This is a genomic window from Streptomyces sp. NRRL S-337, assembly GCF_000720175.1.
Classification (GTDB): Bacteria; Actinomycetota; Actinomycetes; order Streptomycetales; family Streptomycetaceae; genus Streptomyces; species Streptomyces siderophoricus.
This window is the reverse complement of record NZ_JOIX01000076.1, coordinates 1-16,610: the sequence shown is the minus strand read 5'-3', so window position 1 is coordinate 16,610 and position 16,610 is coordinate 1. Positions and strand designations below refer to the sequence as shown.

Annotated in this window: 17 protein-coding genes; 7 read left to right on the top strand and 10 right to left on the bottom strand. The window is 73.5% G+C overall.

The annotated features are described in order from the left end of the window. Positions 1 to 36: 36 nt before the first annotated feature. The 5 genes from IG62_RS0133775 to IG62_RS0133755 all read right to left on the bottom strand — a co-directional run bounded on the left by IG62_RS0133775 (position 37) and on the right by IG62_RS0133755 (position 4,817). The gene (locus IG62_RS0133775; RefSeq protein WP_030812373.1) at positions 37 to 843 is read right to left on the bottom strand and encodes a polysaccharide deacetylase family protein; all 807 of its coding nucleotides are present in this window, start codon (positions 841 to 843) and stop codon (positions 37 to 39) included. After that, positions 840 to 1,940 carry a glycosyltransferase family 2 protein gene (locus IG62_RS0133770; protein WP_051798984.1) on the bottom strand — a complete coding sequence of 367 codons (1,101 nt, stop codon included), beginning with the start codon at positions 1,938 to 1,940 and terminating at the stop codon, positions 840 to 842. The genes IG62_RS0133775 and IG62_RS0133770 overlap by 4 nt, the downstream gene beginning before the upstream one ends. Beyond that, positions 1,937 to 2,749, bottom strand: coding sequence for a glycosyltransferase family 2 protein (locus IG62_RS0133765; RefSeq protein ID WP_030812367.1), 813 nt, complete (start codon positions 2,747 to 2,749; stop codon positions 1,937 to 1,939). The genes IG62_RS0133770 and IG62_RS0133765 overlap by 4 nt, the downstream gene beginning before the upstream one ends. A 487-nt stretch (positions 2,750 to 3,236) precedes the next feature. Beyond that, positions 3,237 to 4,331, bottom strand: a complete 1,095-nt coding sequence (locus tag IG62_RS0133760; protein WP_030812363.1) for a GNAT family N-acetyltransferase — start codon at positions 4,329 to 4,331, stop codon at positions 3,237 to 3,239. Positions 4,332 to 4,373: 42 nt separating this feature from the next. Beyond that, positions 4,374 to 4,817, bottom strand: a complete 444-nt coding sequence (locus IG62_RS0133755) for a hypothetical protein (RefSeq protein WP_030812360.1) — start codon at positions 4,815 to 4,817, stop codon at positions 4,374 to 4,376. A gap of 221 nt (positions 4,818 to 5,038) precedes the next feature. Between IG62_RS0133755 and IG62_RS0133750 the strand changes: the two genes are divergently transcribed. The 4 genes from IG62_RS0133750 (at position 5,039) to IG62_RS0133735 (ending at position 8,151) form a co-directional block, all read left to right on the top strand. Next, entirely contained in the window at positions 5,039 to 5,749 is a 711-nt protein-coding gene (locus IG62_RS0133750; RefSeq protein WP_030812357.1) for a YoaK family protein, read from the top strand. Positions 5,750 to 5,889: 140 nt separating this feature from the next. Further along, positions 5,890 to 6,696: an SGNH/GDSL hydrolase family protein gene (locus IG62_RS0133745; RefSeq protein ID WP_030812354.1), complete on the top strand. Its 807-nt coding sequence runs from the start codon at positions 5,890 to 5,892 to the stop codon at positions 6,694 to 6,696. A gap of 286 nt (positions 6,697 to 6,982) precedes the next feature. Then, on the top strand, positions 6,983 to 7,246 hold the full coding sequence (locus IG62_RS0133740) for a hypothetical protein (RefSeq protein ID WP_030415749.1): 264 nt from the start codon (positions 6,983 to 6,985) through the stop codon (positions 7,244 to 7,246). Positions 7,247 to 7,422: 176 nt separating this feature from the next. Then, positions 7,423 to 8,151 (top strand): TetR/AcrR family transcriptional regulator, encoded by a 729-nt coding sequence (locus tag IG62_RS0133735; protein WP_030812351.1) that lies wholly within the window; start codon positions 7,423 to 7,425, stop codon positions 8,149 to 8,151. A gap of 62 nt (positions 8,152 to 8,213) precedes the next feature. Here IG62_RS0133735 and IG62_RS0133730 read toward each other — a convergent pair whose 3' ends face one another. Further along, on the bottom strand, positions 8,214 to 9,491 hold the full coding sequence (locus IG62_RS0133730) for a type ISP restriction/modification enzyme (RefSeq protein ID WP_030812348.1): 1,278 nt from the start codon (positions 9,489 to 9,491) through the stop codon (positions 8,214 to 8,216). 247 nt (positions 9,492 to 9,738) lie between these two features. Here IG62_RS0133730 and IG62_RS0133725 point away from each other — a divergent pair, with 247 nt between their 5' ends. Further along, entirely contained in the window at positions 9,739 to 11,130 is a 1,392-nt protein-coding gene (locus IG62_RS0133725) for an MFS transporter (RefSeq protein WP_030812345.1), read from the top strand. Positions 11,131 to 11,157: 27 nt separating this feature from the next. On the opposite strand, the gene IG62_RS0133720 is transcribed toward IG62_RS0133725, so the two are convergent. Both IG62_RS0133720 and IG62_RS0133715 read right to left on the bottom strand, forming a co-directional pair. Then, positions 11,158 to 11,469, bottom strand: a complete 312-nt coding sequence (locus IG62_RS0133720) for an antibiotic biosynthesis monooxygenase family protein (protein WP_030812342.1) — start codon at positions 11,467 to 11,469, stop codon at positions 11,158 to 11,160. Continuing rightward, entirely contained in the window at positions 11,466 to 12,356 is an 891-nt protein-coding gene (locus IG62_RS0133715; RefSeq protein ID WP_051798982.1) for an SDR family oxidoreductase, read from the bottom strand. The genes IG62_RS0133720 and IG62_RS0133715 overlap by 4 nt, the downstream gene beginning before the upstream one ends. 152 nt (positions 12,357 to 12,508) lie before the next feature. Here IG62_RS0133715 and IG62_RS0133710 point away from each other — a divergent pair, with 152 nt between their 5' ends. Beyond that, on the top strand, positions 12,509 to 13,438 hold the full coding sequence (locus IG62_RS0133710; RefSeq protein WP_051798980.1) for a LysR family transcriptional regulator: 930 nt from the start codon (positions 12,509 to 12,511) through the stop codon (positions 13,436 to 13,438). Here the strand turns inward: IG62_RS0133710 and IG62_RS0133705 are convergent. Beyond that, positions 13,413 to 14,162, bottom strand: a complete 750-nt coding sequence (locus IG62_RS0133705; protein WP_030812333.1) for a GntR family transcriptional regulator — start codon at positions 14,160 to 14,162, stop codon at positions 13,413 to 13,415. The two genes, IG62_RS0133710 and IG62_RS0133705, sit on opposite strands and share 26 nt — an antisense overlap. A gap of 16 nt (positions 14,163 to 14,178) precedes the next feature. After that, positions 14,179 to 15,513, bottom strand: coding sequence for a homogentisate 1,2-dioxygenase (gene hmgA / locus IG62_RS0133700; RefSeq protein WP_030812330.1), 1,335 nt, complete (start codon positions 15,511 to 15,513; stop codon positions 14,179 to 14,181). A 102-nt stretch (positions 15,514 to 15,615) separates the two neighbouring features. Between hmgA and IG62_RS0133695 the strand changes: the two genes are divergently transcribed. Next, the gene (locus IG62_RS0133695) at positions 15,616 to 16,251 is read left to right on the top strand and encodes a TetR/AcrR family transcriptional regulator (RefSeq protein WP_051798978.1); all 636 of its coding nucleotides are present in this window, start codon (positions 15,616 to 15,618) and stop codon (positions 16,249 to 16,251) included. Positions 16,252 to 16,610 lie beyond the last annotated feature (359 nt).

Sequence of the window (16,610 nt, the reverse complement as noted above, 5' to 3'; positions counted from 1 at the left end):
TTCTTCCGCCGCGACGGGGCCACGACGGGCTCGGCGTCAGGGGCCCGGCGGACACGGCCGCACCACCTGACGGGCTCGGCGGACCAGCGCGTACCCCTTGGTGAGCACCCGGTCCGCGGCATAGGCGCGGACCAGCCCGCGGCCCTCGACGAGCCGGGCGAACTCCTCGGTCCCGGTACGGCGCCGCACGGTCAGCCGGGCCAGCGCGTACGGGCCCTGCGCGCGGGCCGCGAGCGCATTGCCGACCGCGAGCGCCTGCCGGAAGCCGAGCCCGCGCACCATGGCCCGCACCCGCCGGTCGGAGTGGCCGTAGGGATACGCGAAGGACTCCGGCGCCGTGCCCACCTCTTCGGCGATCAACTCCCGGCAGCGCAGCACCTCGTGCCGCAGCCGCCGGTCGTCGAGGCCGTCCAGCGGGGGGTGGCCGTGGCTGTGCCCGCCGATCTCCACCCCGGCCGCAGCCAGTTCGCGCACCTGCCGCCAGTCGAGCATGGTGTCCGGTGCGTCCCCGCTGTCGTACGGGCCGCGCAGCCAGCCGGTGGAGAGGAAGAGGGTGGCCGGGAAGCCGTACCGGGCGAGCGCGGGCAGGGCGTAGCGGTGGACGCCCTCGTAGCCGTCGTCGAAGGTGATCAGCACCGGCCGGTCCGGGAGCGGGCCGCCGCCCCGCCAGGCCGTGGCGAGGGCGGCGGCCGTCAGCGGGGTGAAGCCACCGTCGGCGAGCGCGGCGAGCTGCCCGGCGAACGCGTCGGGGGTGACGGAGAGCGCCCGTACGGCCGGGGTCGGGGCGAAGGTCACCGCGTGGTACATGAGGATCGGCACTCTCGGGGGGCGGTCGTCGCTCATACCGCCGCTCCCTCGTGCGCGGCGGTCACGGCGCTCGTGCCGTCGCCGGGGAAGGTATCAACTCCCTTGTCGGATCGTGTACGTGAGGTCGTGCGGGCGCGGAGACCGCCCCGGGCGTAGCCGGCCGCGGCGGCCGCCGTGCCGGCCAGGATCGCAGCCGCCCGGCCGGCACCGCCCGGGCGCCCGAGCAGCGCGTCGCGCAGCCCGCGCAGCACGCCCGCGGGCAGCACCCGGGCGGTGTGGTGCCGCTCGGTCGCCAGCCCGTCCCGGGCGCCGACGCTCCGCGTGACCAGCGCCTTGGACAGGCCCTCCGCGTACGCCCGGCGGCGGAAGTAGCCGAACCGCTGCCGCTCGGCCGGTACCCGGTGGTGAATCACCGCACGGTCGTCGATCAGCAGCACCGCGTCCGGGAGGGTGCGGCTGATCCGGATGCACAGTTCGGTCTCCTCGCAGCCGAGCGGCCGCCGGTCACCGTCCCGCCCGATCCCTATCGGGAACCCGCCGACGAGGTCGAAGGCGACCCTGCGGAACGAGGCGTTGCCGCCGAGCACGTTGCGCACCCGCACCTTCCCCGGCGGCAGACCGCGGTACGTGCAGCCCACCACCCAGTCGAACTCCTCGGGGAACCACACCGGCCGGCGGCCGGACGCCCACACCGGCTCGGTGCGCCCGCCGACCGCCAGCACCGCCGGATCCGCGTAGGCCGCGGCGAAGTGACGCAGCCAGTCCCGCTCGGCGACCGCGTCGTCGTCGAGGAACGCGATGACCTCGCCGTCGGCCGCGGCGATCCCGGTGTTCCGGCCCGCGGACAGCCCGCGGGGGCCGGAATTGGCCATGATCAGCACGGGCACCGGCGGCGCACCGGGAGCGGACGCGCCCGCGCGGGCGCCCCCGAAGTGCTCCCGGAGCCGGTCGAGCAGCCGCGGATGGTGGTCGACCACCAGCAGCACCTCATGGGCGGGGTGGGACTGGCCGCGGACCGAGGCCACCGCGGCCAGCATGTCGTCCCAGCGGTCCTCCGTGTGCACGCAGATGACGACGGAGATCCGCAGCGCCGGTCCCACCGCCGGCCCGGCCACCGGTCTGCCGGGGCTCATCGGGCCTCCCCGGTGAGCAGCGCCGGCCGGGGCACCCGTTTCCGCCCGGCCCCCCGTTCGCGGGCGATGACCTTCAGCACCCGCAGCCCGTCGCGGACCGCCCGCAGATTGCTGGCGCCGTGGATGCGCGGGTACTCGTGGCTGGGGATCTCCTGCACCCGCAGGCCGGCCTTGACCACCCGGATGTTCATCAGCGTCTCGACCTCGAACCCGGCGCAGTCCAGGGCGAGTTGGCCCAGGCAGCGGCGCCAGAAGGCGTTGTAGCCGTAGCACAGGTCGGTGTAGCGCGCGCCGAACTTGGCGTTGACGAGCGCGGTCAGCATCCGGTTGCCGAGCCGGCGGATCCACGTCATGTCGTCCGTGCCGCCGCCGTTGGCGAAGCGTGAGCCCTTGGCGAAGTCCGCCCCGGACACCAGCGCCGAGACGTAGCTGACGATCTCGCCGCCGTCGGCCGAGCCGTCCGCGTCGACCATCACGATGATCTCGCCGGTGCATGCCGCGAACCCGCTGATCAGCGCGTCCCCCTTGCCCTTGCCGCGCTGCGGTACGACGGTGACGCCCGGCCACAGCTCGCGGGCGACCCGGACGGTGTCGTCGGTGGAGTGCCCGTCGACCAGGACCACTTCGTGGATCCAGTCCGGGAGGGTCTTGAAGACGTGCGGGAGGTTCGCCGCCTCGTTCATCGCCGGGATGACGACGCTGACCGGCGGAGCGATGGCCAGGTGCGAGGAGACGGGACGGTAGACGGCCTGGTCCGGCAGCAGCGTCAGCGGCTCATCCGCATCGGCCGGGCGAAGGAACGCACTCATGGGATTTCTTTCCCTCTCGTCCGGTGGACCGCCCGTCCCCGGGCGGTCGGTGCTGATATCCGGGTCCGACAGGGGGGTTCGCACCCCGGCCGGCGCGGCGCGGAGCACCGTGCGGACAGGGCGAGCCGATAGGCGTGACCACGAAAGCGCGGCTCGTGACCGGGCCCCGGCAGACCGTGGTCGGCCGGCGAGGACCAGATGCACCAGACCCCCCACCGCGCACCGCACCGGACGCTTCCGCCGGCTGTTCCTCCCCCGGAACAGCACGGCGGTCATCGTCCGATGCGGCTGGAAGTGCGTCGGAAATGAAGTGCGACGGAATGGACGAGGAGGACTCTAAGGCAAGACGTCGCATGTCAAATACCCTTTAGGGCAATTGGCCACTGCGTACTGATGTACGCCTGTATTCATGCACCGGCGTACGCCCTCCCGGGCCTTTACGAAAGGCCACGGAATACCGGACCGAAAGGCCTTACGGGCACCGGAATCAGCGTCCGGTCCGGAGCCGCCCGACCCGCTTGAGCAGGCGGTCCGCGGGCTCGAACCACTCGGGGCGGGCGAGCACCGCATTGCGCAGCGCACGCACCGGCGCGCGCCGCGCCCAATGCACCGGTACGGCCGGATGCGGTCGCCTCACCCACCCCTCGGACACCATGAGTTCACGCGTCTTGAGGGAATCCTTGTAATCCTTCGCGCCGCGCCCCAGATCGAGATATCCGAGCGACGCCGCGGCCGCCGCGCGTGCCATGCCCAGATGCAGCACGAGTCCGGGCGAATACTTCGCGAATTGCGGGTCATAGGCCGGGAACCAACAGGCGAGGACGGAATCGGAACGCAGCCCGAAGTGTGCCGCGACCGGCCGCTCACCGGCGTACAGCACGGACAGCAGCCCGGTGCAGGACTCCGTGCGTGTGTGGAACAACTGCTGCACCAGCCGCACGATCCAGGGGTGCGCGAAGCGGTCGCTGCGGCCGGTCCTTCGGTACTGCGCGGACTTCCACCGCAGCAGCGTGCGCAGCGCCGCCGGGTCGCGCTCGTCGTGGACGTGGCGCAGCGGCCCGACGTCCCGGCAGAGCCGGCGCTCCTTGGCCAGGGTGGTGCGGACGAACTTCGGCGATCTTGCCCGCAGTCCGGCCAGATACGTCTCGAAGCCCTGGTCCACGTCGACGACCGGCGAGGCGAACCGGCCGAACGAGCGGGTTTCGAAGGCGTCCTGGCCCGCCACGAGGTGGTCGAACTCCAGCACCGACAGCCCGCAGGCCCGGAGCAGTTCCCGGGCGTCCCACCGCAGGCCCGGGCGGTGCACCAGCCCCTGCGCGTCCGACAGGCCCAGTCCGATCGCCCGGCCCACCCCGAGCGCGGACCGCTGGAAGGGCAGGAACCCGGCCGGGCGCCCGTCCTCCCGCAGCACCGCGATCCGTACGCCGCTCCGGCAGCGGCCGACGGCCAGCGCGAAGGCGGGGGAGAGGAACGGGTTCGCCAGCTGCGGCGCCCCGGCCGCCCGCGCCCCGGCCTGCAGCGCGGCCCAGGCGTCGCGTTCGTCCCCGGTCAGCTCGCCGGGCCGGTGCACCGTGATCTCCATGTCCGTGCGCTCCCCCTTTGTTCGTACGGTCGGTCCGGACGGTCAGTCGGTACGGCGTGCCCGCGTCCGGCCGGTCCGGCGCCGTAGCGCGCAGCCCAGCAGCAGCACCCCGCTGAACGCCGCCACGGCGAGCACCCCGCCGCGCACCGACCACAGATGCAGCGCCAGCATCGCCTGTGCCACCAGCAGGTCGACGGCGAGCGCCCCGGCGCCGGCCACCACCGCCCGGCCGAGCGGATCCATCCGCCCGAGCGCCACCGCGAGCGCCCCGGCCGGCGCCATCAGGAGGAAGAAGAGCGTGAACGGCGCGCGCAACGGCGAATCGAGACCGGTCAGCGCCAGCACCGCCCCCATCGCGCCCGCCGAGACTGCGGCACCCAGGGCCAGCGACCGGGCCACGCCGCCCGGCGGTGCGTGTGCCGTGGGCGGTGCGCCGGGCGGGGACGGCTCGTACGGCCCGTCGCCCCGGATGGTGTCCGTCTGCATGAGCGGCTCTGCCCTCCCCCGGCCGGATGCCGGGCTCAATGTCGCGTAACGCCCGGAGCACCGTCAAGGCACGAAGAAGGCCGGAAATGGCCGCAACCCGGGCGGTGGGAGGGGCCGTCGGGCCGCCCACAGACGGCGCAATGACCGTGGCCGGGGGCCGGGCCCGCGCAGACTGGGGGCGAGAGCGCGAGGTGACATGCCCGCGGGAAGGAGCCGGGCCCGTGGAGCCGCCGAGCGGAATCGCCCTGACGGTGGTCATGGTGTGCCTGACCGTGGCCACCGGCGTGGTGGACGCGGTCACGTTTCTGACGATCGGTCAGGTCTTCTCCGCCATGCAGACCGGCAATCTGCTCTTCCTCGGCTTCGGTGTGGCGGGCCAGGGCGGGCTGCCCGTGCTGGCGACGGCCGTCTCGCTCGGTTCCTTCGCCGTGGGCGCGGCCCTCGGCGCCCGGTGGGAGTCCGGGCTGGCCGCGCGGGAGCAGCAGTGGTTCCCGGCCGGCCTGTTCACCGAGGCGGCCCTGCTGGCCGGTGCGGCGGTGGTCGCCTGGGGGATGGATCCGGCCCCCGGACTGCCACCGGGCCGGCGCTACGCGGTCATCGGGCTGATGGCCCTGGCGATGGGCATGCGCAACGTCACCGCCATGCGCTCCGCCCCGCCCGACCTCACCACCACCGTGGCCACCCGCACGATGACGGCGCTGGTCAGCGGTTCGGTGCTGGGGCACGACAAGCGGCTGGGACACGGCGGCCGGACGGCGGTCCGGCGCCTGCTCTCGGTGGGCGCGATGTTCGCGGGCGGGCTGCTCGGGGCCGCGCTGCTCGGCCTGGGCACCCGGCCGGCGCTGGTGATCCTGCTCGTGGCGGCGTTCCTGGCGGGCACCGCGGCGGTGGTGCCCGCACTGGTCCGCAGCGAGCACCACGCCGAGGGCTAGCGGCAAGGACAGGGCGGTGAACATCCGCCCGCATCGGCACATTTACCGTGAACATAAAACTACCTTTGGCATGGACACTTCCGGTTACCCGCGAGTCTTGCTACGACGGATGTGGCAGAGATCCTGCTAAGGGAGGTTCCATGAGACTGTCCCGATTCGCGGCCTTGACGTCCGCCTTCTTCGTCACCACGGCGCTCGCGCTCACCGGCGCGAGCGCCGCCGCGTCCGCCCAACTCCCCACCGCAACCGGCTATGTGGCACTCGGCGACTCCTACTCCTCGGGCGTCGGGGCCGGCAGTTACGACAGCGCCAGCGGCTCCTGCAAGCGCAGCAGCAAGGCGTACCCGGCCCTGTGGGCCGCCGCGCACTCCCCCTCCTCGTTCCAGTTCACCGCCTGTTCCGGCGCCCGAACGGGTGATGTTGTCAGCGGACAGCTCGGCCCGCTCAACAGCTCCACGGGCCTGGTCAGCATCACCGTCGGCGGCAACGACGCCGGATTCGCCGACACCATGACGACCTGTGCGCTCCAGGGTGAGAGCGCCTGCCTGGCCCGGGTCGCGCAGGCCAGGACGTACATCGACAACACCCTCCCCGGCAAGCTCGACACCGTGTACAGCGCCATCTCCCAGAAGGCCCCGGCCGCGCACGTGGTGGTCCTGGGCTACCCGCGCTTCTACAAGATCGGCGGGAGTTGCTTCGCGGGTCTCTCCGAGAAGTCCCGCACCGCCATCGACGCCGCGGCCGACGACATCAACGGCGTCATCGCCAAGCGCGCCGCCGACCACGGCTTCGCCTTCGCCGACGTCAACACCACCTTCGCCGGCCACGAGCTGTGCTCCGGCAGCGCCTGGCTGCACAGCGTGACCTATCCCGTCGACGAGTCCTACCACCCGACCTCCGCCGGCCACTCCGGCGGCTATCTGCCGGTCTTCGGCTCCGCCGCCTGAGGAACCGCACCCGGGGGGCGCGTCCCGGGCGCCGGGGAGTGTCCGTGAGATCCCGGTCTCTCCCCGGCGGACCGGGCGGCCCGCCAGCCGTGCGGAAGCCCTCCCTCCGGAATCTTCCGCACCGTCAACTCCCCCTGGGACACGGCCTTTAGGTGACATTCCGTATGGTGTGCGTCAACGTCATGGCGAGGCAGGTGAATCCGTTGACCGGTCTGCACGCGTGTCCTCCAAGAGAGATAGGGTTACCCTGCCCGGGCCGGGTGCCCTCGTAAGGGTGGGGAGAGTCATGGAACAGATAACAGTGCGTAGCAGGGCAAGAGTCCCTGCGATCAATTGCGGGAGCGGTGCGTCCAGTGCGCGCCTCGACCGCCACCTCGCGGTGCTGGGTGGCCCCGCCATCCCGCAGCGGGAGGCGGAAGGCGCGACCTCGCTGATGCAGGAGCTCACCGCGCGCGACCATTTGCGTACGAGGAACGGCCGCGGCGCCAGGGTGTCGCTGTTCGCACCGCTGCGCAGGCTGCGGCGCTCGCTCTTCGGCGGACACGGCTGAGCCGTTCGTCACACGGCACCTCGGGCGGCCGGCCCGTCCCCGCCCGGCCGGTCCGCTCCAGACCACCCGTCACCACGTGACGGGTGGTTTTTTCGTGCCCGCCCCTACGGAGCCGGCCGGCACCGCCCCCTGACGTGCGCGCCACGTCACTAGGATGGTGGCGAGGTGATCGATTCATGGCAGCAAGCGGCCGCGCGGCCGGACCCGAGGTGATCTGGGCACGCCCCGAGCGGACCGGCCGCGGTCCCCGCCCCGCCTTCACCCGCGACGAGATCGCCGAGGCCGCGGTGCGGATCGCCGACGAGTCCGGCCTCGCCGCGGTCTCCATGCGGCGGGTCGCGACCGCGGTCGGCTGCGCCACGATGTCGCTCTACAACTACGTCCCCGGTAAGGGCGACCTGATCGACCTCATGGTCGACCTCGCCGTCGGCGAATACCGCCTGCCCGACCGCCCGTCCGGCGACTGGCGCGCCGATCTGCTCCAGCTCGCCCGCCAGGCCCGCGAGATGATGCGCCGGCACCCCTGGCTGCCGGGCGCCGTGCTGTCCCACACCTTCCTCGGGCCCAACGCGCTGCGCTACATGGAGCACTCCCTCGCCGTACTGGAAGACTCCGGGCTCGACGACGCACTCAAGCTCGAACTGATCTCGATGCTCAACGGCACCGTCGTCTCCATGGCCTCCGCCGAGCAGGCGGCCGCCGAGCGCGCCAAGGAATCCGGCCACAGCCCGGAACAACGGCAGGCGGCCCAGGCCGGCTATCTGACGTCGGCGGTGGCCACCGGCCAGTACCCCCTCATCGCCCGGGTGCTGGCCGGCAGCGGACCGGTCGGCGACCCCGACGAGGTCTTCGACCGGCTCATCGGCCGGGTCCTCGACGCCTACGCAGGCCCGGCCGCCGGGTAGGCACGGCCCGAGCGGCCACGGCGACGGACGGCCACCGGCGACGGGCCACCGGCCAGCGGCGGTCACACCAGCGCGAACTGCCCGTCCGGGCCCTCCTCGTGGTGGTCCAGCACGGACGCCGGGCGGCGGGCCCAGGACGGCGGGGGCAGCACTCCCGCGGCCCGCAGCTCGCCGGCCGGCAACTGCGGCGCATCCGCGGTGGCCACCGCCAACTCGGCCTGCTCCGGCGCCAGTTCGGCCAACAGTGCCAGCACGGTGATCAGCTCCAGCAGCTCCGAGGTCCACTCCTGCGGCCAGTCCGCCGGACCCAGCGCCGCCAGCGAACCGGCCTCCGGCGGCGTCGCCGTACCGTCCTCCGCCGTGCCGGTGCGGCCGGCGAACCAGTCCGCCAGCACCCGCACCCCGCCCGCCGAGAAGTCCCACGCGCCCTGCGGCACCGGTGAGATCCGGCCGCCGTCACCGAGCAGCAGTGCCTCGTCCGCCGGGTCGTACGCCAGGCTCCGCGGCAGCCCCCGGGCCGGCAGCGCGGCGCGGACGTACGGGCGGCGGCCGCCCGGCATCCGGGGCCGCCCGCCGGGACCCGCACAGCCCTCGGGCGGGCCGTCCCCGGGCACGTACCCGCCCCGGGTGTACAGCCACAGCAGCCGCTCGCCCAGCGCCACACCCCGCGTCCACACCCCGGCATCGGCGGTCAGCGGCACCACGGCGCCGTCGGGGGAGTGCCGGGCGCTCGCGGCCACCCAGGCGAGCAGCTGCGCCGGCTCCACCGGGCGGTCCAGCCGGCGGGTGAGCAGCGCGAGCAGCCCGGGGGCGAGGTTCGGCTCACGGCCGCCGGGCCGCCGGTAGAGCGGATGGATCCGGCCGGGACGCCCGGCCGGTGACCGCCCGTCGGGCAGCAGTGCCGCGCACACCACCGCGGGCCCGGACGGCTGCGGCAGCCGGCCCGGCTCGACCGCGTACAGCTGCCGGGCGTCCGCCACCCGCCACAGCTCGGGCCGGGCCGCGTCGATCAGCCGGTGGTCGGGCAGCAGCCACTGCTGGTCGAACGGGCCGTGCTGGATCCGCACCGGCTCGGGGCACGGGCCGTCCGCGCGGTACAGCCGCCCGGTGGCGGTCCGCTGGCCCGGCAGCTGGCCGACCGCGGAGTACAGGGTCCGGGCCCGGGACGGCCGGAACAGGCGCTCGCGGTCCGCGGTGTCCCCGGCGGCCACCAGCGCCCGCCAACGGGCCCGCAGCGCCGCCGGATCCGGCGACCGGACCCAGGAACGGCCGAGCCGCAGCGGCGCCACGGACCACGGCATGAGATCGGACAGCCGTGGCGCGTCCTGCTTCGCCGTCACGCGGAGCCCCTCCCGGACCGTTCGGTTGACCCCGGCATGGTAGCGACGGCCCCCGCCGCCCCGCCCGGCCGGCCGGACCGGAGCCACCCTCCCAGGCGACCCGACGCGGTCTTCCGCTTACTGATCTTGGCGGAGTACGGTCCTCGCCGTACGCCCGGCACCGCGGTGCGGACGTTGCTCCTCCCCGACGCCCGAACGGCGCGGGGGGACCCCCAGCGCGCCGGGACCTGCTCAGGGGAGGACCGCCATGACGGACACCACCTCCCCCACGCCTGAACGGCGCGGGGGAAGCCCCATCGGCAACCGGGCCGCCGCACGGCTGGACCGGCTGCCACCGTCCCGGTGGCACCGCCGGATCACCCTCGTCGTCGGCATCGGCGCCTTCTTCGACCTCTACGAGATCTTCCTCGGCGGAGTGCTCGCCGCCGTCCTCGCCGAACAGTGGCACCTCGGCCACACCGCGAAGTCCTGGGTGATCGCCGCGGGCTTCCTCGGCATGTTCGTCGGCGCGAACCTGCTGTCGGTGCTCGCCGACCGCCTGGGACGGCGCCGGCTGTTCCTGGTCAACCTCGGCGCCTACTCGGTGTTCTCGCTGGCCGCCGCCTTCGCCCCGGACCTGCCGTGGCTGCTGGCGCTGCGCTTCCTGGCGGGCCTGGGCCTGGGCGCCGAACTCGTGCTGGTCGACACCTACCTCGCCGAGTTCCTGCCCCGCGCGGTGCGCGGCCGGTACCTCGCCTACGCCTACACCCTGGGCTTCGTCGGCGTGCCGGTCGCCGCACTGCTCGGCGCCCGGCTGGTGGCCGCGCACCGGTTGCTCGGCATCGACGGCTGGCGCTGGCTGCTGCTGGCCGGTGCGCTCGGCGCCGCCTTCATCCAGCTGATGCGCCGCCAACTCCCCGAATCCCCCCGGTGGTTGACCGTGCACGGGCGGCACGAGGAGGCCGAGCGGATCGTGGCCGGGCTGGAGGAACGGGTGGCCCGGGAGACCGGCGGAAGCCTGCCCTCCGTACCGGAGACCGAGCCCGTCCCGGAACGGCGGGTGCCGCTGGGTGCGATGTTCCGCGGCGACCTCCGCCGGCGGACCGTCATGTGGTGGATCTTCCAGGTCCTGCAGACCGTCGGCTACTACGGCTTCGGGTCCCTGGCGCCGGTGGTGCTCACCGCGAAGGGCCACACCGTCACCGAGTCCCTGCTCTACGCCGCGCTGAGCTTCTGCGGCTACCCGCTCGGCTCCGCGCTGTCCGTCCCGCTCATCGACCGGATCGAGCGCCGCACCCTGATCATCGCCTCCGCCCTGGCCATCGCCGGCTGCGGCCTGGCCTTCGGCTTCGCCGACGCCACCTGGGCGATCGTCGCCTTCGGCTTCCTGCTGACGGTGGCCAGCAACGTCTTCTCCAACGCCTTCCACGTCTACCAGACGGAGATCTTCCCGACCGGCCTGCGCAGCAGCGCCATCGGCATCGCCTACTCGCTCTCCCGGCTCACCTCGGTCGCCCTCCCCTTCATCGCCCTCCCCGTCCTCACCGAACTCGGCCCCGCCGCGGTCTTCACCGGCTCCGCCGGCCTGATGCTGCTGCTGTGCGCGAACGTGGCGGCGCTGGGCCCGCGCAGTACGGGGCGCAGTCTGGAGCGGATCTGACCGGGCCGCGCCCCGCGCCGAGGCCGGTCATCCGCCGGCGGAGGTCACCGGCGTGCTCTCGTAGTGCTTCATCTCCTCGATGTCACCGATGTACGGCCTGACGTGAGCGAGGAAGGCGGGGAAGTGCAGGCCGCCGCGGAAGCCCTTGAGGTGGTCCTCGACGGAGGTCCACTCGATGCGGAGGATGTAGTGCTCGGGTTCCTCCACCCCGTGTGCCAGGTCGTATCCGAGGCACTCGGGCGCCGCGTCGAGCTGCTCGGAGGCCGCCGCGTACGCCTGCTCGAAGGCGGTCCGTCGCGAGGGGTCGGTGATCGTGTAACGGATGTACTCGGTGGTCATCGGAGATTCTCCTGAGTGGGGACGGGGCCGGCCCGCAGGGCGGTCGCGTGGTCGGCGAGGAAGGTTTCGATCGGCAGGGCCGGGCGGCCGAGCAACCGGGGCACGGTGTCGGAGACCACCCCGGCCGCCCCCGCGGCGTAGCGGCCGTACAGCTCGACCAGCCCGTCGGCCTGCCACGCGGACATGCCCGTGCCGAGCAGTGCGGTACGGGCCTGCTCCGGCGTGATCGCACGGTAGGTCAGCTCCCGGCCGAGGGCCGCACCGAGCCGCGCGGCGATCTCGTCGTGGCCCATCGCCCGCGGGCCGGTCACGTCGAGGACGGCACCCTCGTGGCCGTCCGTGGTGAGCACGGTGGCGGTGACCTCGGCGACGTCGCGGGCGTCCACGTACGACACGGCGGCGTCGCCGGTGGGCAGCGCCAGCGTGCCGGTGCGCCGCAGGTCCGGCAGCAGGCCCAGGAAGTTCTGCAGGAATCCGTTCGGCGCGAGCACCGTCCACGGCAGGCCGCTGCCCTTGAGGTGGTCGAGCGCCGCGGTGTGCGCGTCGAAGAACCGCACCGGGACGGTCCGGTGCCGCACGCCGATCGCCGCCTGGAGGACGACCTTGGGGCGGCCGGCCGCCGCGACGGCGTCGACCACGTGCCGGGCCTGCCGTGCGGCGTCCGGGCCGACCGGGGTCAGCAGGTGGACCGCCTCGATCCGGTCCGCGGCCGCCGCCAGCGAGCCGGCGTCGTCCAGGTCCGCGACCACCGGTTCGACGCCGTCGTCCCACTCGGCGGGCACACCGCCCGCGTCACGTACCAGCGCACGGACCGCGGCACCACGGGCGCGCAGCGCACGCACCAGCGGCCGGCCGACGGTGCCGGTCGCACCTGTCTCCAGAATCATGCCTCCCCCAGGGGCAACGGGCTTGCTGTGCTTGGTCGTTCAGCCCGGCCCACGCTATGTGCGGGTGTCCTCGTCAACAAGCGCAGCTTGTTGTCGGTCGACAAGGCGGGCTTGTCGACGGGTGCGGCAGGGCGGCCCTACCATGCGGTCGCATGGAACCCGAGCTGCGCCAGATGCGGTACTTCGTGGCGGTGGCCGAGCGCCGCAGCTTCACCCGCGCCGCCGAGGACGTGTACGTCGCCCAGCAGGCGCTCAGCCAGCAGATCAAGGCGCTGGAGGACACCCTCGGGGTACGGCTGCTGGACCGCACCTCCCGCCGGGTCGAGCTCACGCCGGCCGGCGCCGCCTACCTGGCCGACTGCAAGCGGCTGCTCGCCGCCGCCGGCCGCGCGACCCAGCACGCCCGGGCGGTGGCGGACGGGGAGGCAGGGACGCTGCGCATCGCCTACACGGTCACCGCGGTGTACGAGACCCTCCCGGCGCTCACCGCCCACCTCGCCGCTCGGGCGCCCCGGCTGAAGGTGGAGACCCGGGAGGTCTTCGCCTCCGACGTCTGCCGGATGCTGCGGGAGGAGCGCTGCGACCTCGCGCTCGCGCCCAGGACCGGCTACCCGAAGGGGATCGCCCGGCGGACCGTGCGGCGCGAGGCGCTCATGGCGGCGGTCGGCGACGGCCATCCGTCCGCCGGGGCCCCGGCCGTGGAGCTCGCCGGGCTGCGCGACGAGACGTTCCAGCTGTGGCCGCGCGACATGGCGCCCGGCTACTACGACGCGGTGGCCGGTGCCTGCCGGGCCGCCGGATTCGAGCCGGTGCTCGACGAGACCGCCTCCGGCTCCAACGCCTGGGCCGCCATCGCCGCCGGCCGCGGGGTCAACCTCGTCGTGGCCTCGCTCGCCCACCAACTCCCGCGCGGCATCACGCTCGTGCCGCTCGCGGGGCCCGCGCCCGAGCTCCGCCTGGACGCCGTCTGGCGGGCCGAGCAACCGCATCCGGCGGTGTCCCGCGTCCTCGACGGGTGCGCGGAACTCTGGCCCGCACAGCAGGCCGGCGGCGCGGTCAGTGCGCGTCCAGCGTCACCGTGAAGGAGAAGCGGTCCCCGCGGTAGTGGATACGCGCGACGTCGACCGGGCGGCCGTCGGCGTCGTAGGTGACACCCGTGTAGTCGAGGATCGGGCTGAGGAGGGGGACCTCCAGGAGGCGGGCGGTCTCCGGATCGGCGAGGCGGGCCTCGACCGTGTCGGTGATGCGGCTGATCCGGACGCCCACCGCGTCCCGCAGCACCTTCGTCATCGGCCAGCGCAGCAGGTCCGCCGGGTCGATCCGCTCCGCGACGTCGGGGCGTACGTAGTTGCGCGCGTGGTTGGTCGGCTCGCCCGTCTTCTCGTCGCTGCGCAACCGGCGGAACCCGGCCACCTCCGTCAACCCGGGGAAGTACTCGGCCAGTTCGGCCGGGACCGCGACCGGCCCGTGGTCCAGCAGCTCGGTGGTCATCCCGGACTGCTGGGCCACGATGGCGTCCACCGAGCCGAGCAGCCGCACCGGCGCACCGCGCCGCGCACCCGGCTCGATGAACGTGCCGCGGCGCCGGTGCCGGCTGATCAGCCCCTCCGCCTCCAGCTCCTTGAGCGCCTGCCGCATGGTCAGCACGCTCACGCCGTAGTGCGCCGCGAGCGCGTCCTCGGTGGGCAGCCGGAGCGGGGCGTCGGGGGAGCGGCCCAGTATGGAGGCGCGCAACGACTGCGAGACCTGGTACCACAGCGGCAGCTTGCGGTTCAGGTCCAGCGAGTCGGGAGCGAAGGTGGTCACGAGCGGTCCCCGGGTGTCACAGGCGGAAGTGGCGCTGGAGACCCTGCCATACGTCGTCGTAGCCGCGCTGCAGATGGCCGGCGTCCCGGGCCTGGGCGGTGAGCGTCAGCGGCCACCGGGTCTCGAACATGAACGCCAGCCCGTCGTCGATCTTCTGCGGTACCAGCTCGGCGGCGCTCGCCCGGTCGAACGTCTCCCGGTCCGGCCCGTGCGCCGACATCATGTTGTGCAGCGACCCGCCGCCCGGCACGAAGCCCCCTTCTCCGGCCGTCTTGGCGTCGTAGGCGCCCTCGATCAGCCCCATGTACTCGGTCATCACATTGCGGTGGAAATAGGGCGGCCGGAAGGTGTCCTCGCCGACCAGCCACCGCGGTGCGAAGACCACGAAGTCCACGCCGGCCAGCCCCGGGGTGTCGGACGGGGAGGTCAGCACCGTGAAGATCGACGGGTCCGGGTGGTCATAGCTGATCGACCCGATGACGTTGAAACACCGCAGGTCGTAGACGTACGGGACGTGGTTGCCGTGCCAGGCGACGACGTCCAGCGGCGAGTGGTCGTAGGTGGCGGTCCAGAGATTGCCGCAGAACTTGTTGACGACCTCGACCGGGCCCTCGACGTCCTCGTAGGCGGCGACCGGCGCCCGGAAGTCCCGGGCGTTGGCCAGGCCGTTGGCGCCGATCGGGCCGAGGTCGGGGAGCCGGAAGGGCTGCCCGTAGTTCTCGCAGACGTATCCGCGGGCGGTGGCGTCCAGCAGCTCGACGCGGAACCGCACCCCGCGCGGGATCAGCGCCACCTCACCCGGTACGGCGCGCAGCAGCCCGAGCTCGGTGCGCAGCAGCAGACCGCCCCGCTCGGGGACGATCAGCAGCTCGCCGTCCGCGTCGCTGAACACCCGCCGTTCCATGGACGCGTTGGCGTGGTACAGGTGCACGGCCATGCCGCTGCGCTGCGTCGCGTCGCCGTTGCCGCCCAGCGTCCACAGCCCGTCGAGGAAGTCCGTCGGGCCCTCGGGGGCGGGCAGCGGGTTCCAGCGCAGCCGGTTGGGGTCGGGGGCGCACTCGGTGAACGGAGCCGAGCGCACCGCGCGCGGCTCGGCGCGGACGAACGGCGGGTGCGCGGCCGACGGGCGGATGCGGTACAGCCAGGAGCGGTGGTTGGCCGCCCGCGGTTCGGTGAACGCCGAGCCGCTGAGCTGCTCGGCGTACAGCCCGAGCGGGGCCCGCTGGGGGGAATTGCGGCCCACCGGAAGCGCGCCCGGGACGGCCTCCGAGCTGTGCTCGTTGCCGAAACCGGTGGCGTAGACCAGCCCTTCGGCCGTCTTCCTCGCCTGCTCGTTGGCCGTGCCTGTCATCGCGCGCTCCCGCCGCTCAAGGAATCCTATGGAAGACCTTAGGATTGCGGGAGAGGGCCGTCAACGGACACTCCCGGCCGGAAGGCCGGGCAGGATGGACGGGTGCAGCAGCCGACCCCGCGCCCCGACCGGCCGCCCCGCTCCCTGCGCCGCGCCCCCGTGCAGCGGCGCAGCGCCCAGCGCCTGGCCCGCATCCTCGACGCCTGCGCCGAACTCCTCGACGAGACCGGCTACGAGGACCTGAGCACCCGGGCCGTGGCCGGCCGGGCCGGCGTCCCGATCGGCTCGGTCTACCGCTTCTTCCCCAACAAGCGGGCCATGGCCGAGGCGCTCGCCCACCGCAACCTCGACGCCTACGCGGACCGGATCACCGCCCGGCTGACCGCCCCGGAGGGGCAGCGGCTGGAATGGCGCCGGGCGATGGACGTCGTGGTCGACGAGTACCTCGCCATGAAGCGGACCGTGCCGGGGTTCGCCCTGGTCGAGTTCACGGTCCCCGCGCCACGCGAGTCCCGCCAGGCGAACTACGAGGTCGCGGACCGCCTCCTGGCCCTCCTCGCGGGGCGCCTCGGCCTGGACCCGGCCGATGCGCGGCTCCGCACGGCCTTCCTCGTCGGCGTCGAAACGGCCGACGCGCTGCTGCAACTGGCGTTCCGCGTCGACTCGGCCGGCGACCCGGCCATCGTCGCCGAGGCGAAGTCGCTGCTGCGGGCGTATTTGTCCCAGTATCTGGGGTAGTTGCCGGTCCGCTGCGCTTTGCGGTGCCTCCCACGTAGCTGGCTGTCCCGCCGTGACGGGCCTCCGGGGCCTTGTTCGTGGACTGCTGTCGCTTTACGTCCACGAACAAGGCCCCTCCGGCCCGTCCCCTCCCGTTGGGGGAGTGTGCGGGTCGGTGGGGGCGTGCGTGGTCGCGCGAGCATCTGGTGTCGTGAGGTCTTGGGAATACCTCACCCAGCCCGTCGAGTTGTGGCCCCGCAGGGGGCCCTCGCGACCCTTACGGGTTCTGTTCGACCCTCCCCTACGGGACCTCCCCCACGCCCACCACGGCTACGTCGTCTGCGCGGTCACCTCCGGCATCGAGGAGGTCGGCTTCCAGA